Here is a 15097-nt window from a genome sequence, read left to right as displayed (position 1 = left end):
GACGCGTGTGGAAGTTACGTAAACTTATTTTGTGACGCAGCGTTCACATTACGTGAACGTCATCTACGTGTTGTAACGTGCGCATCGACTGCGCAACTGACTTTCATTGACGCCAGTGACGAGAGTGCTGAAACCATGACCGAAGATCTGATGACCATCCGAGAAATGTGCGAGACATATGATGTCACGCCCCGCACGTTGCGGTTTTACGAGGCCAAAGAGCTTTTGTTTCCGATCCGTGAAGGTCAGAAACGGCTGTTCACCAAAAGTGATCGTGCCCGCCTGAAACTCATCCTGCGCGGCAAGCGCTTTGGGTTCAGCCTTGAAGAAATACGCCAGCTTCTGGACCTTTACCATGTCGGCGACCAACAGATGACTCAGATATCGCGCACCTATGAAATTGCGTGCGAGCGTCTGGAAGACATGGAAGCGCGCCGTGAGGAACTGACCCAGGCGATCGACGACCTGAAAGAACAGTTGCGCTGGGGCGAGAAAGTCATCGCCTCGGTCAAACAAGACAAAAAGGCTGCCGAGTAACCCCCTCGCCTGCCTACCACCCGGACATATGAATTAAAGGGAGCTTCACATGCCCGTCTACAACGCGCCAACCAAAGATACGCAGTTCATTCTGCACGACGTACTGAAAATCTCGGACTCCGACGTTCCGGGGTACAACGAGCTTGAAGCCGAATTCACAGGCGCCGTTCTGGAAGAAGCAGGCAAAGTGGCCACCAATGTTCTGCACCCACTGAACGTGGTTGGGGACACCGAAGGATGCCGGTTGGAAAACGGTATCGTATACACGCCCACCGGGTTCAAAGACGCCTTTGAGCAGATGAAAGAAGGTGGCTGGACTGGCCTCGACATGCCGGAAGAGTATGGCGGTCAGAATATGCCATACGTCCTGGGCACCGCCGTTGGCGAGATGTTCTCGGCTGCGAACCAGGCATTCGTGATGTATCAGGGCCTGACGCACGGCGCGGCGTCAGCGATCCTGGCGCACGGAACCGACGAACAGAAAGACAAATACCTGCCCAATATGGTCAGCTGCGAATGGACCGGCACCATGAACCTGACGGAACCGCATTGCGGCACCGATCTGGGCCTGATGCGCACCAAGGCAGAACCGCAGGGCGACGGCAGCTATAAGATTTCGGGCCAGAAGATATTTATCTCGTCCGGCGATCACGACATGGCTGACAACATCATCCACCTGGTGTTGGCCAAGATCCCCGGCGGTCCCGAAGGCATCAAGGGCGTCTCCCTGTTCATCGTGCCCAAGTTCATCGTCAATGAAGATGGTACGCCGGGCGAGCGTAACGGAGTTTCGGTCGGCAAGATCGAAGAGAAGATGGGTATCCACGGCAACTCGACCTGCGTCATGAACTATGACGAAGCCACCGGCTGGCTGCTGGGCGAAGAGCACAAAGGCATGCGTGCCATGTTCACCATGATGAACGAAGCGCGTCTGGGTGTGGGCATGCAAGGTCTGTCTCAGGCAGAGGCCGCGTACCAGAATGCCGTCGAATACGCTAAAGACCGCCTGCAGGGCCGTGACGTGACCGGTGTAAAGAACCCGGACGGCCCAGCTGATCCGCTGATCGTGCACCCGGACATCCGCCGCAACCTGATGGATCAGAAAAGCTTCACCGAAGGTGCGCGTGCGTTCATCCTGTGGGGCGCGACCATGATCGACAAGGCGCATCGGTCTGACGACAAAGATGCGGACGGACTGATCTCGCTGCTGACACCGGTCATCAAAGGCTTTTTGACCGATCAGGGCTATGACATGACTGTTCAGGCACAGCAGGTCTATGGCGGTCATGGCTACATCGAAGAATGGGGCATGTCGCAATACACCCGCGACGCACGCATCGCGATGATCTACGAAGGCGCCAACGGCGTTCAGGCGTTGGACCTTGTCGGTCGTAAGCTGGCGCAAGACGGCGGCAAGCACGTCATGGCGTTCTTCGACATGGTCAAGACCTTCTGCAAAGACAACGCTGGTAAAGACGAAGCCTATGACAAGGCCTTCATCGAACCGCTGAAGGCTGCGTCCAAAGACCTGCAGGCCGCTGGCATGTACTTCATGCAGGAAGGCATGAAGAACCCCAACAATGCTCTGTCCGGTTCTTATGACTTCATGCACATGTTCGGACATGTTTGCCTGGGCTTGATGTGGGCGCAGATGGCCAAAGCCGCGCAAGATGCGCTGGATGGCGGCGCGTCGGACAAGGAGTTCTACGAGACCAAGATCAACACCGGGCGCTTCTACATGGCGCGCCGCCTGCCCGCCACAGGCATGCATTTGGCGCGCATCCAGACGGGCGCGGACACGGTCATGGCTCTGGACGCGGCGAACTTCTGATCTCAGTCTGGGTCCGGGCGATATTGCCCGGACCCAGCTTACCGGAGGAACCACATGCCAAAGCGTTTTCGACTAACCCGCCGCTTTCCCGTCGCAATGACCGAAGACGGGTATCGCAAGCTCAAAGCATTCGCGCGTGATGCTGGATTGGACGAAGGAGAGGCGCTGTCGTTTCTGTTCGAGAATTTCAACAGCGTGATCAACGAGGACAACCTGACCCACCGCCTGCGTATCTTCAATTCGGAGCTGGATGACCGCAAGCGGTAAAAACATCAGCCACCTTCAATCAGGTGGGCGTGTTTTCAGAAAGCCAAACCCCAATGGCGCTTAGCCTTATGGTTCGTCTTTCTCGAAATACGCGAAATTCGACTTCGCACCATGCGCCTTGGGAGGGGCGATCACATGACAATTATGCTTCATTGCTTCGGAGAAAGCGGAAACAGTTATAAGGCTGCGCTGGCGCTGGAAATGTCCGGGCTGGAGTGGGAACCGGTCTTTGTCGACTTTTTCAAAGGTGTAACTCGCACGCCCGAGTTTCGCGCCGAAGTGAATGAAATGGGCGAAGCACCTGTCCTGATCGACAGTGATTTCCGCACAAGCCAGTCTGGCGCCATTCAGACCTATGTGACTGAGAAGTCAGGTAAGTTCGGTGGCAAGAACCGGGAAGAGAATTACGATGTTCTGCGCTGGGTGCTGTGGGATAATCACAAACTCAGCTCGATGGCCGGCCTGACCCGCTTCCTGATCAATTTCCTCCCGGAACAGCACCGCAATCCCGATGTGATCGCTTTCAATCAAGGGCGCCTGAAGGCCGCTTACCAAGTGTTGAACGATCATCTGAACGGCCGCGCCTGGATTGTTGGCGACGATGTCACGAACGCCGATCTCAGCTGCTGCAGCTATCTCTATTACCCCGAACCATTCGGCTTTGACCGCGCCGACTGGCCCCATATCGACGCCTGGCTGTCTCGCTTGTCCGAGCAGCCTGGCTGGAAACACCCCTATGACCTGATGCCCGGCAACCCGTCGGATCGAGCTTGAGGAGAAGACCCATGACCGAAGCTTATATTTATGACGCCCTGCGCACCCCGCGCGGCAAGGGCCGCAAGGATGGCAGCCTGCACGAGGTAACCTCGGTGCGCCTGTCCGCCCTGACCCTGAACGCGATGAAAGAGCGTAACAACCTCGAAGGCCACGCCGTAGAAGACGTGATCTGGGGCAACGTCACGCAGGTGATGGAACAAGGCGGCTGTCTGGCACGCTCGGCGGTTCTGGCCTCTGATCTGGATCAGTCGATCCCCGGTCTGGCGATCAACCGTTTCTGTGCGTCCGGCATGGAAGCTGTGAACTTGGCGGCAAACCAGGTCAAGGGCGGCGCTGGCCAAGCGTACATCGCAGGTGGCGTGGAAATGATGGGCCGCGTGGCCATGGGCAGCGATGGTGCTGCAATTGCCGTTGACCCCTCGTTGGCGATGGACACCTATTTCGTGCCGCAGGGTATCTCGGCCGACATTATCGCGACCGAATATGGCTTTAGCCGTGACGACGCCGACGCGTTGGCGATGGAATCGCAGCGCCGAGCCGCGGAAGCATGGGCAGACAACCGTTTTGATAAATCGGTTATCACCATCAAGGATCAGAACGGACTGACCATTCTGGACCGCGACGAATACATGCGCCCCGGCACTGACATGCAAAGCCTTGGTGGCCTGAACCCGGCCTTCCAGATGATGGGCGAACAGATGCCCGGCTTCGACAAGGTGGCCATGCTGAAATACCCGCATCTGGAAAAGATCAACCACATCCACCACGCGGGCAACAGCTCGGGCATCGTGGATGGTGCTGCGGCGGTTCTCATCGGCAACAAGGAGTTCGGCGAGAAATACGGCCTCAAGCCGCGCGCTCGCATCAAGGCAACCGCCAAGATTGGCACCGACCCGACCATCATGCTGACTGGCCCGGTACCGGTGACCGAGAAGATTCTGGCCGACAACGGTATGAAGATCAGTGATCTGGACCTGTTCGAAGTGAACGAAGCCTTCGCCTCGGTCGTGCTGCGCTTCCAGCAGGCGTTCGACGTCGACCCCGGTTTGGTCAACGTCAACGGCGGTTCGATCGCCATGGGCCACCCGCTGGGCGCAACCGGTGCGATGATCATTGGAACTCTGCTGGATGAGTTGGAGCGTCAGGACAAGGAAACCGGTCTGGCGACGCTCTGCATTGCATCCGGCATGGGTGCAGCAACCATTATCGAGCGGGTCTGATGCCCAAGCTGGATCTCTCTCAGATTCCGTTCAAGGGCGGCTCGGCCTATCCCGGCAAGCTGGCTGAAGCGACCGCAGGTCGTTTCGTTCAGCGTGTGGGCGATGCAGGCGGGCTGTCCCAATACGGGGTCAACATCGTGCGGTTGGAACCGCAGGGCATGTCTTCGCTGCGCCATTACCACATGGAGCAGGACGAATTTGCCATCATGCTCAGCGGCACCTGCGTGCTGATTGATGACGATGGTGAGCATGAGATGCAGCCCGGCGACTGCGCCGCTTGGCCCGCAGGTGAGGCCAACGGCCATCACCTTGTGAACAAAACCGATGCGCCCGCGACCTTTCTGGTGGTGGGAACACGGACCCCGACCGAGACCGCATATTACAGCGACTTAGACATGATGGTGAAGGATGATGAGAACGGATTCTCCTTCACCCGCAAGGATGGCAGCCCGTTGACGGCTGACCAGATTGGAGATGACAATGACTGATTTCACTCTGAGCAAAGACGCAGACGGCGTCGCCACAATCACCTGGGATGTGCCCGGGAAAACCATGAACGTGATGTCCTTTGACGGGCTGGCACAGCTGAGCGATCTGGTCGATCAGGCGCTGGCTGATGACGACGTCAAAGGCATCATCATCACCTCGGGTAAGGAAGGGTCCTTCGCTGGTGGCATGGACCTGAACCTGTTGGCAGTGATGAAGGAACAGGCGGGCGACAACCCGGCAAAAGGCTTGTTCGAGGGCACAATGCAGATGCACGCACTGCTGCGTAAGATCGAGATGGCGGGCATGGACCCCAAGACCAAGAAGGGCGGCAAGCCGATTGCCACCGTTCTGCCCGGCACTGCCGCAGGCATTGGCATGGAACTGCCGCTGTCCACGCACCGCATCTTTGCGGCCGAAAACCCCAAGGCCAAATATGGCCTGCCCGAGATCATGGTCGGCATCTTCCCCGGCGCGGGTGGCACCACCCGGATGGTCCGCAAGGTTGGCGCGATTGCGGCGGCTCCGCTGCTGCTGGAAGGCAAAATGCTGGACGTCAAGAAAGCCAAGGGCGCGGGTTATATTGACGAGGTCGCAGCCGACCCGATGGCCGCAGCCAAGGAATGGGTGCTGAACGCCAAGGACGCAGACATCATCAAACCGTGGGATGCGAAGGGCTATAAGATGCCCGGCGGCGCGCCTTACCACCCTGCTGGTTTCATGAACTTCGTTGGTGCATCGGCGATGGTAAACGGCAAGACCCAAGGCGCCTTCCCTGCGGCCAAGGCTCTGCTGAGCGCGGTTTACGAAGGTGCGCTGGTCGATTTCGACACCGCCCTGAAGATCGAGGCGCGTTGGTTCACCTCTGTCCTGATGAACCCCTCTTCGGGTGCGATGATCCGGTCGCTGTTCCTGAACAAGGAAGCGTTGGAAAAAGGTGCCGTGCGTCCTGCCGGTGTTCCCGATCAGTCGGTCAAGAAGATCGGCGTACTGGGCGCAGGCATGATGGGTGCCGGTATCGCGCTGGTGTCGGCCCAGGCCGGGATGGAAGTGGTTCTCGTGGACCGCGACCAGGAAGCTGCGGACAAAGGCAAAGCCTATTCCGAGAGCTATCTCGACAAGGGCATGAAGCGCGGCAAAGTCACGGCTGAGAAGAAAGAGGCCATGCTGGCCCGCATCACCGCGACCCCGGATCTGGACAACCTCAAAGGATGCGATCTGATCATCGAAGCCGTCTTCGAAGACGTGGGCGTCAAGGCCGAGATGACCAAGAAGGTCGAGGCGATTATCCCCGAGGATTGCATCTTTGCCTCGAACACTTCGACCTTGCCGATCACCGATCTTGCCAAAGCATCCGTGCGCTCGGATCAGTTCATCGGTATTCACTTCTTCTCACCGGTCGAGAAGATGTTCCTAGTCGAGATTATCAAGGGTAAAGAAACCGGTGATCGCGCGGTTGCCAAGGCGCTGGACTATGTGCGCCAGATCCGCAAGACGCCGATCGTGGTCAACGATGCGCGTTTCTTCTACGCCAACCGTTGCATCATTCCCTATATCAACGAAGGTCTGCGCATGATCACCGAGGGCGTCAGCCCAGTGTTGATCGACAACGCCGCGCGTCAGTTGGGCTTCCCCGTTGGGCCGATCCAGCTGAACGATGAGACCTCGATTGATCTGGGGGCCAAAATTGCTCGTGCGACCAAAGCCGCGATGGGTAATGCCTATCCGGATAACCCCGGCGATGATCTGATCTTCTGGATGGAGGAAGAGGGTCGTCTGGGACGCAAGGCAAACGCAGGTTTCTTCGACTATGACGAAAAGGGCAAGCGCACTGAGTACTGGAAGGGTCTGCAGGAGAAATACCCGCATGCCGAGGACCAGCCTGATCTGATCGAAGTTCAGGAACGTCTGATGTTCGCACAGGTTCTGGAAGCGGTCCGCGCGCTGGAAGAAGGCGTTCTGGAGGACATCCGCGAGGGCGACGTGGGCGCGATCCTTGGTTGGGGCTTTGCACCATGGTCGGGTGGTCCGCTCAGCTGGCTGGACATCATCGGCACGCCCTACGCCGCCGAGCGTTGCGACCAGTTGGCTGCGCAGTATGGCGAACGCTTCGCCTGCCCGCCGCTGCTGCGTGAGATGGCTGAGAAAGGCCAAAGCTTCTATGGCCGCTTTGACCCCGAAGCAAAAGCTGCCTAAAAAAATAGACGCTGGTGCGGGTTACCGCGCCAGCGTCATTCATTAATCAATAGCTTAAAATAATTAGAATATCGGTGCAGGCCGCCCCGGCCGACCAGGACGTCGCGCACCCATGACAGGCCGCGCTGGAAAAATCGGGTTCTGCATGATCGGAGCCGGTAATGCGCCCAGTGAATTCGCAAGAACAGCAATGTCCCTGCTATGCGCGACCATGTCGATCAGGTCTTCGGTCCGATCAGCATCGACCACCTTGTATGAGGCGTTCGCGGGCCGGCTGTTCGACCCAAAGCGGCCCGCAGGACAAAAGGCGCGCAAACCGCCCTCGATATAGATCACTTCGTCTTGCTCAAAGAACAACGAACAAACCTCAAACAGCAATGAGGGCGCGCTGGACGAAAGTCGAAACGTTCCACTGAGAACCCGCGCAGGCACCACAGGCATGCTGATCGGCAGCGTGATCGGACCCTGGCTCAGCTTGGTGTTGTCCAACGCCACGCCCTGCTCTGGCATCAACCAGACCGGATCGCCGTTATACAAAGTGTTCGATGGCACACGGACAGGTAAGTTTTCCGACCTGGACTCGCTGGCAGCGATTGCTATGCAATCCGTCGCAACCCGCGAGACTGCCCTGAACCCGTTGTCCATCGTGCGGATCAGATCGCCTGCTTGCAGTCCTTCAACAGGCTGCCAACCGCGATCCGTCGCAATCTTAGTTCCGTGGACAAAACCACCCCGACGCGCGTTCAGCGAAATCGCAGGATTGTCCTGCACTTCCCGGTTCGGAACGGCCTCATAACTCAAAACACTCTGTACATTTAACACGTGTCGCACCCATTTCTGACACAAAAACAACTACTCATAACGACTAGCACGACTTAACCATGGGCGACTTAATTCAGACACATTGCCGCCCAATTTGCGCTCTTAAAGCCGTGAAAAACAACAATTCTTTAAACAACACTGCGCAATTGGTAAAAATTGGCAGATTTTTGGAAACTATAATTTACACCAGCGGTCATCCGTGCCGCCGAATCTGTCTGAGCCCGTCGGCTGAAATCGGGCAGGTCGTGTTACACCCATCGGTATCCGGTCTGAATGATCCCCGATTGCCCACCCAAAACAAATGGCTGGCCTCAGGATAAGGCTAAACCGGTTCTGGCCGGGCAGCCTCGCGCCCTGCTCGCCATCCCAACAGGGTACCTGCGATTGCAATCAAGCCAATCCCGCCAATCTGCATCGGCCCGATCGCCTGCCCGAAAGCCGCAAAGGCAAAGAGCGGACCAAAAATCATGACCGAGTACTCAAAGACCGCGACATAGGACGGCTCGCCCACCTGATAGGCCTTGATCAACATGAAGACGGCAATCGTGGAACCAACCGCCTGTATTGCGATCCACGGCAATGCAGGTTGCATCTGCCAGACCCAACCCCGCGCGGCGAAGCCGTCGGGACCATCCGGCGCGGCCACCGGAAACAGCTCAAGTACCAGAAGGCCAATCGCCCCGGCCGATCCCAGCGTGATGATCATCGCAGCCAGCAGCGCCACGGTGCTTTCATCGGAACAATGGCTGCGCGTGATAACGGCACTCAGCGCGTAGAACAGACCCCCGGCGACCGGCAACAGGCTGCGAGTATCGAAATCGTAGGGGTCAAGCTGCAGCACGCACAGAATTCCCGCAAACCCCAGTAGAACCGCAACAATACGCCAAGGGCCAATCCGCTGCTTCATTGCCAGGGCCGAGATCAAAAGGACAAAAATCGGCGATGTGAACAACCCGGCCAGCGCCTGCGCAATCGGCATGACCGCAAGCGATGCGAAATAGAACAACATGGCCAGGGTGATCAGTACGCTGCGCAGAATCACCGGGCCAAATCGTTTCGGGCGCATACTGCCCAGCCCCAATAGCGATAGACCGAAGATCAGCGGCAACATTAGCAACGCGCGGCTCAGGTGGAATTGCCACAGGCCAACCGTTTCCGCCAACAGGATCACCACATTGTCGATCACCCCGATGATCGCCATGGCGCTGATCATCAGCACCGATGCCAGTATCGGTGAGGTCTGAGTGTCCGCCTGCATCTTTCGCCTCGGTAAAATGGTGGGGCACGACAGGACAACCCTGCACGTGTCGTTGTATCCAGCACATTTATCGCAGATGGCGCAACTGGTTTGCGCCCTTTGAATTTACCATGTTAAGCTGGGGCAAAATAATAACGAGCAAACCTCACCTTGATGACGGCTCTGAAACAGTACCAACGGATCGAAGCCACCGGTCTGTGGCGCCCCTCGCCCGACGTGCAGCGGCGCGAGGTTGTGGTGTCGATTGGCGAAGCAACGCTGACGATTTCTGATTTCAACGACCGGGCACTGACGCACTGGTCGCTGGCAGCTTTGGAGCGGCAGAATCCCGGAAGCTATCCAGCCATCTTCAACCCGGACGGCGACCCCGACGAAACGCTGGAGCTGGAAGAAACAGAGACCACGATGATCGCGGCGATCGACCGTTTGCAAAAGGCAATTGATCGGTCGCGCCCGCATCCCGGACGGTTGCGTTGGCTTAGTGTTGCGGGTGTGATTGCTGCAGTTGCCGCATTATTGCTGCTTTGGGTTCCAGCCGCGCTGCAAAACCACGTCGTTTCTGTTGTCCCCGAGATTAAGCGATACGATATCGGGGATGCGATCCTGCACCGGATTGAACGGGTTTCTGGTGTCTCGTGCACCTCAGAGGATGCGCAGGCTGCGTTGGACCAACTGGCAGCCCGAACCGGCGTGCGAGAGGTCGTTATTCTGCCCGCGGGGGTACAAACAAGCCTCGGCCTGCCTGGTGGGATCATTCTGCTGAACCGCTCATTGGTCGAAGATCACGAGGACCCATCCATCGCTGCCGGTTACATCATCGCCGAACGCGCGCGAGCCGCCGCACAAGACCCATTGGACGAGGTGCTGGATCGAACTGGCCCGACCACGGCGTTCCGCCTGCTGACAACCGGAGAACTGACACCTGAGATCGTTGACACCTATACCGAGCAGGTCTTGTCAGAACCGCGCCCAACTTTGTCCGATCAAGATTTGCTAGAGGTATTCGCCCAGGCGGCGCTGCCTTCAACGCCATATGCCTATGCTGTGGATGTCACGGGGGAAGACACTCTCGGCCTGATCGAGGCCGACCCGATGGCCGGGCGCCCGCTGCCGCAAGTACTGCCGGACCGCGATTGGGTCCGGCTGCAGAATATCTGTGGCGAGTAGGCCGGTTACTTGGTGCCGAACATCCGGTCGCCGGCATCGCCCAACCCAGGCATGATATACCCTTTCGAGTTCAACTCGCGATCCAGCGACGCCGTGACGATGTTCACGTCAGGATGCGCCTCTTTCATGCGGGCGACGCCTTCGGGCGCGGCCAGCAGGCAGAGGAAACGGATATCGGTCGCCCCGGCTTCTTTCAGCAAATCAATCGCCGCAGCCGAGCTGTTGCCGGTTGCCAGCATCGGATCAACCGCGATGACCAGCCGATCCTTCAGACCTTCAGGCGCTTTGAAGTAGTATTGCACAGGCTTCAGGGTTTCTTCGTCGCGGTACAGCCCGACAAACCCGACACGGGCCGAGGGGACCAGTTCCAGCACCCCGTCCAACATTCCGTTTCCGGCACGCAGGATCGACACCAGAGCCAGTTTTTTACCCGCCAGAATGGGGGCGTCCATTTCCTCCATTGGCGTTTCAATGTGGCGGGTGGTCAGCTTGAGTTCGCGCGTGACCTCATAGGCCAACAGCAGGGTGATCTCGCGCAACAGCTGGCGGAACACGGCGGTCGAGGTGCCCTTGTCCCGCATGAGCGTCAGTTTGTGCTGCACCAGCGGGTGGTCAACGACGGTCAGGTGTTCGCTCATGTTCTCTCCAGTCTTTTCTTCACCCGTTCGCGGGTGTCATCATCGCAGAAGGCCGCGTTCAGGGCTATGTCGTTCAGGGCCGCAAAATCCTCGGCGTCCCAGCCAAAGGCCTGATGCAGCATCTCATATTCGCGCCGCATGGTGGTATGGAAAAACGGCGGATCGTCGGTGGAAACTGTGACGTTTACACCCTGATCGCGCAACCGGGCAATCGGATGTGCCGCAAAATCTGGGAACAGGCCCAGAACCACGTTGGAACCGGGGCAGACTTCAAGCGTGACTTCGCGGTCAACAAGTTCCCGGATCAGATCGTCGTCCTCAATGGCCCGCACGCCGTGGCCGACCCGTTCGACACCGAGGTCCCGAACAGCATCGCGAACGCTTTCGGGGCCGCCGAATTCTCCGGCATGGGTGGTCAAGCGCAGCCCAGCTTCGCGGGCACATTCAAAGGCCCATTTGAAATCGCCCTGCGTCCCGACGCCCTCGTTTCCGCCCATTCCAAATCCGGTGATCCAATTACCAGCGGTTTCCGCCGCGCAAAAAGCGCTTTGTTTTGCCTGCTCGGGTCCGAAATGACGAACACAGGTGACAACGCCGCGCAGGGTGATATCGAACTTGCGCTCGGCCTCGTCCGCCGCGTCCTGAATGGCGTTCAGATAGTCACGCCAGGCGTGCACATCCCCGCCGCCGTAGAAATCTGGGCTGAGGAAGGTTTCCGAGTAGACCACCCCATTCGCAGCGCTTTCCTCTAGAATGGCCAAAGTCAGGCGACGGAAATCCTCGGGCGATTTAAGTACTTCGCAGGCGGCCTCGTAGACGCTGAGAAAGTGGGCGAAGTCGCGGAAGTCATAACTTCCGTCTGATTTAAAGATACCGCTCAGGTCTATGCGTTTTTCATGCGCAAGCTGGCGGATGAAATCAGGCGGCGCTGCACCTTCATGGTGCAGGTGCAACTCGATTTTTGGTAGGTCTGCGACGGTCATAGAAAACTCTTCCCCGGCCCTTGTGCCGGAATGTTCAGATGGTGTGCGATACTTGCGGCGACATCGGCAAAATCGACGGCCCCGATTTGGTCCGTGCCTTGCCCGGCGATCAGAACGGGCACCTGTTCGCGCGTGTGGTCGGTGCCGATCCAACTGGGATCGTTGCCGTGATCGGCGGTCAAAAGCATAAGATCGCCCGGGCGCAGTTTTTTCAGGATCACACCGATTTCGCGGTCGAACCGTTCTAGCGCGCGGGCATAGCCGCTGATATCGCGGCGGTGGCCATAGAGGCTGTCGAATTCAACAAAATTGGCAAAGGTCAGGCTACCCTCTTCGGCCACATCGACCAGATCAGACAGGTGACCCATCAACTCGGCATCCGACCCTTTTCGCAGCGTGTCGATTCCTTGCATCGAAAAGATGTCACCAATCTTGCCCACGGCATGAACCTGACGGCCTGCGTCTTGTGCCCAATTTGTCAGAACTGGCGCGGGGGGTAGGATCGCGAAATCCTTGCGGTTGGTGGTGCGGGTAAATCCCTCTTCAGGTGTACCAACAAACGGCCGTGCGATAACGCGGCCAACTTTCATCTCATGCAATCGCGGGGCGAGCGCTTTGCACATCTCCAGCAGACGGTCGAGGCCAAAGCTCTCTTCATGCGCGGCGATCTGAAACACGCTGTCGGCGGAAGTGTAGCAGATGGGCCAGCCGGTCCGTATATGCTCGGCCCCCAAATCGGCGATAATGGTCGTGCCCGAGGCGTGACAATCACCCAGAATACCGTCTGTTCCAGCCGCCTGTGCCGCAGCCCGGCTTAGGTCGGCAGGGAATGAAGGCGTGGTATCCGGGAAATAATGCCATTCCCACGGCACCGGCAGACCGGCCAGCTCCCAATGGCCCGAAGGTGTATCCTTGCCCAGTGAATGCTCTCTCGCGCACCCCCAGCGCCCAGACGGATCGACCTCCAACCCCGGCGTTTCAGCTCCAGATGCCAACCGCGTTGCCGCCCCCAACCCAAGCGCATCTAAGTTTGGTAGGTGCAGCGCGCCTGAGCGCCCGTCTTGTGCCCGTCCTTCGGCGCAAGCTTGTGCAATATGGGCAAGTGTGTTTGCACCCGTGTCCGGCGCATCGCCATTGAAAAACCGATCAGCATCCGGCGCCCCCCCGATGCCAACCGAGTCCATTACCACAAGAAACGCGCGGGTCACGGCGTAATCCTTTCGTGGACAAGGATGGGCTCTGCCGGGGCATCGGCGCCTACCGTGATCGCGCCGAGAACGGTCTCCGCGGCCTGCCGCGCGGCATCCTCCCGGGACGCGTGGATTACTGCTAACGGCGCACCCTTCTCGACTTTGTCGCCTAGCCGGACGATGTCAGACAGACCCACGGCCGGGTCGATGACGTCGTCTTCAACCTGCCGCCCGCCGCCCAGCGCAACTACCGCCAGGCCCAGCGCTTCGCCGTTAATCGCAGTGATGTGTCCGTTGGTCGGTGCCGGAACTTCAAGGATCACGCTAGCCTCTGGCAAGTACCGGGACCAGTTGTCAACAAACTGCAGCGGCGCGCCTACGGCTGCCATCATGCGCCCAAAGCGTTCAGCTGCACGACCATCGCGGATGACATCCGTGATCTTGTCGCGCCCTTCATCGGCAGTTGCGAACATTCCAGCATCGGCCAGCAATACTCCACCTAACTCGGCCGAGATTTCCGCCAGCGGGGCATAGGGGTCTTGCGTCATGACCTTCATCACCTCGGCCACTTCCAACGCATTGCCCAGCGCAGGCGCCAAAGGTTGGTGCATATCGGTGATAACCGCCGAGGTCCGGCAGCCTGCCGCATTCGCAGTTTCCGACAAGGCACGCGCCAGTTTGCGCGCATCCTCCAACGTTTTCATAAATGCACCGCTGCCGACCTTGACGTCCAGCACCAAGGCCTCGGGGCTGGCGGCCAGTTTCTTGGACAGGATCGACGCTGTGATCAGGTCCAGGCTTTCAACGGTCGCCGTCACATCACGGATCGCATAAAGGCGCTTGTCGGCCGGGGCGATCTGCCCCGTAGCCCCGACAATGGCCGCGCCGGTCTCACGCAAAATCTGCCTGAGGCGGTCCTGACTGATCTGGGTGCTGACACCGGGAATGGCCTCAAGCTTGTCCAGTGTTCCGCCGGTGTGACCCAACCCCCGACCCGAGATCATGGGGACATAGGCGCCCAATTCGGCCAGTGCAGGGGCGAGCACGAGGCTGACACTGTCCCCGACCCCACCAGTCGAGTGTTTGTCGATTACCGGGCCATCGAAATCCCAGCTGAGCACGTGACCGCTGTCGCGCATAGCGATCGTCAGATCGGCGCGCCCTTTGGTGCCCAATCCGCCCATGCAGACGGCCATGGCAAAAGCGCCCGCTTGGGCGTCGCTGACCCCGCCATCGGCCAGTCCTTGCGCGAACCAGTTCAGCTCATCTCCGGTCGGCACCTCGTTCCGGCGCAGTTTTGCAATGATCGAACGGGCGTCCATTGGATCAGACGTCCTCCATGTGCGAGGCGTCGAAAGCGCCCGGCAGCAATTGTCCAATCGTGGTTACAAACTCGGCGCCATCCACGGTCGCCAGCGTCACCTTGACGTCCCGCTTGCCAAATTCGGCCAGCTTTTGCCGGCAACCGCCACAAGGCGGAACCGGTTGCGGACTTGAGGCAACAACATAGACCTCGGACAATTCCTGTTCGCCCGCAGCGACCATCGCAGCGATTGCCCCGGCCTCGGCACATGTGCCTTCGGGATAGGCCACGTTTTCCACGTTGCAACCCGCGTGGACCTCGCCGGATGCGGACCGGATCGCCGCCCCAACCTTGAAGTTGGAATAAGGCGCATAGGCTTTTTCCCGAACAGACAGTGCTGCATCTTTCAAAGTCATGGCGAT

Annotated in this window: 15 protein-coding genes; 8 read left to right on the top strand and 7 right to left on the bottom strand. The window is 58.7% G+C overall.

Going from position 1 to position 15097, the window contains the following annotated elements; all coding sequences use genetic code 11:
* The first annotated feature begins 135 nt into the window (after positions 1 to 135).
* The 7 genes from AC2FI8_RS04575 (at position 136) to AC2FI8_RS04545 (ending at position 7314) form a co-directional block, all read left to right on the top strand.
* Positions 136 to 537, top strand: coding sequence for a MerR family transcriptional regulator (locus AC2FI8_RS04575; protein WP_058274210.1), 402 nt, complete (start codon positions 136 to 138; stop codon positions 535 to 537).
* A gap of 49 nt (positions 538 to 586) precedes the next feature.
* Positions 587 to 2368 carry an acyl-CoA dehydrogenase C-terminal domain-containing protein gene (locus AC2FI8_RS04570; protein ID WP_472724143.1) on the top strand — a complete coding sequence of 594 codons (1782 nt, stop codon included), beginning with the start codon at positions 587 to 589 and terminating at the stop codon, positions 2366 to 2368.
* 54 nt (positions 2369 to 2422) lie between these two features.
* Entirely contained in the window at positions 2423 to 2635 is a 213-nt protein-coding gene (locus tag AC2FI8_RS04565; protein WP_058274212.1) for a hypothetical protein, read from the top strand.
* 135 nt (positions 2636 to 2770) lie between these two features.
* Positions 2771 to 3409 (top strand): glutathione S-transferase family protein, encoded by a 639-nt coding sequence (locus AC2FI8_RS04560; RefSeq protein WP_496777437.1) that lies wholly within the window; start codon positions 2771 to 2773, stop codon positions 3407 to 3409.
* A gap of 11 nt (positions 3410 to 3420) precedes the next feature.
* Positions 3421 to 4632 carry an acetyl-CoA C-acetyltransferase gene (locus AC2FI8_RS04555; protein ID WP_472724145.1) on the top strand — a complete coding sequence of 404 codons (1212 nt, stop codon included), beginning with the start codon at positions 3421 to 3423 and terminating at the stop codon, positions 4630 to 4632.
* Positions 4632 to 5120 carry a cupin domain-containing protein gene (locus AC2FI8_RS04550; RefSeq protein ID WP_496768287.1) on the top strand — a complete coding sequence of 163 codons (489 nt, stop codon included), beginning with the start codon at positions 4632 to 4634 and terminating at the stop codon, positions 5118 to 5120. The genes AC2FI8_RS04555 and AC2FI8_RS04550 overlap by 1 nt, the downstream gene beginning before the upstream one ends.
* The gene (locus AC2FI8_RS04545; RefSeq protein ID WP_496777434.1) at positions 5113 to 7314 is read left to right on the top strand and encodes a 3-hydroxyacyl-CoA dehydrogenase NAD-binding domain-containing protein; all 2202 of its coding nucleotides are present in this window, start codon (positions 5113 to 5115) and stop codon (positions 7312 to 7314) included. The genes AC2FI8_RS04550 and AC2FI8_RS04545 overlap by 8 nt, the downstream gene beginning before the upstream one ends.
* Positions 7315 to 7377: 63 nt before the next feature.
* Here AC2FI8_RS04545 and AC2FI8_RS04540 read toward each other — a convergent pair whose 3' ends face one another.
* Both AC2FI8_RS04540 and AC2FI8_RS04535 read right to left on the bottom strand, forming a co-directional pair.
* Complete coding sequence (locus tag AC2FI8_RS04540) at positions 7378 to 8136, bottom strand: Hint domain-containing protein (protein WP_496726093.1); 759 nt, start codon at positions 8134 to 8136, stop codon at positions 7378 to 7380.
* Between the two features lie 322 nt (positions 8137 to 8458).
* On the bottom strand, positions 8459 to 9394 hold the full coding sequence (locus tag AC2FI8_RS04535) for a DMT family transporter (RefSeq protein ID WP_496777432.1): 936 nt from the start codon (positions 9392 to 9394) through the stop codon (positions 8459 to 8461).
* 153 nt (positions 9395 to 9547) lie between these two features.
* On the opposite strand from AC2FI8_RS04535, the gene AC2FI8_RS04530 reads away from it, so the two are divergent.
* On the top strand, positions 9548 to 10561 hold the full coding sequence (locus AC2FI8_RS04530; protein WP_496768281.1) for a hypothetical protein: 1014 nt from the start codon (positions 9548 to 9550) through the stop codon (positions 10559 to 10561).
* 5 nt (positions 10562 to 10566) lie between these two features.
* Here the strand turns inward: AC2FI8_RS04530 and upp are convergent, their stop codons facing one another.
* The 5 genes from upp to AC2FI8_RS04505 are packed head-to-tail and all read right to left on the bottom strand — an operon-like array spanning position 10567 to position 15091.
* A complete protein-coding gene (upp, locus tag AC2FI8_RS04525; protein WP_058274218.1) occupies positions 10567 to 11199 on the bottom strand; it encodes a uracil phosphoribosyltransferase in 633 nt (210 codons plus the stop codon).
* Complete coding sequence (locus AC2FI8_RS04520) at positions 11196 to 12182, bottom strand: adenosine deaminase (RefSeq protein WP_496777429.1); 987 nt, start codon at positions 12180 to 12182, stop codon at positions 11196 to 11198. Before AC2FI8_RS04520 ends, upp begins: the two co-directional genes overlap by 4 nt.
* Positions 12179 to 13390 carry a phosphopentomutase gene (locus AC2FI8_RS04515; RefSeq protein WP_496777427.1) on the bottom strand — a complete coding sequence of 404 codons (1212 nt, stop codon included), beginning with the start codon at positions 13388 to 13390 and terminating at the stop codon, positions 12179 to 12181. Before AC2FI8_RS04515 ends, AC2FI8_RS04520 begins: the two co-directional genes overlap by 4 nt.
* Positions 13387 to 14694, bottom strand: a complete 1308-nt coding sequence (locus tag AC2FI8_RS04510; protein WP_496777424.1) for a thymidine phosphorylase — start codon at positions 14692 to 14694, stop codon at positions 13387 to 13389. Before AC2FI8_RS04510 ends, AC2FI8_RS04515 begins: the two co-directional genes overlap by 4 nt.
* 4 nt (positions 14695 to 14698) lie before the next feature.
* Positions 14699 to 15091, bottom strand: coding sequence for a cytidine deaminase (locus AC2FI8_RS04505; RefSeq protein WP_108860194.1), 393 nt, complete (start codon positions 15089 to 15091; stop codon positions 14699 to 14701).
* Positions 15092 to 15097: the final 6 nt, after the last annotated feature.

The organism is Ruegeria sp. CDSB029 (assembly GCF_059611125.1).
The sequence above is the reverse complement of the archived record's forward strand: the minus strand, read 5'-3'. Positions and strand labels throughout refer to the sequence as shown.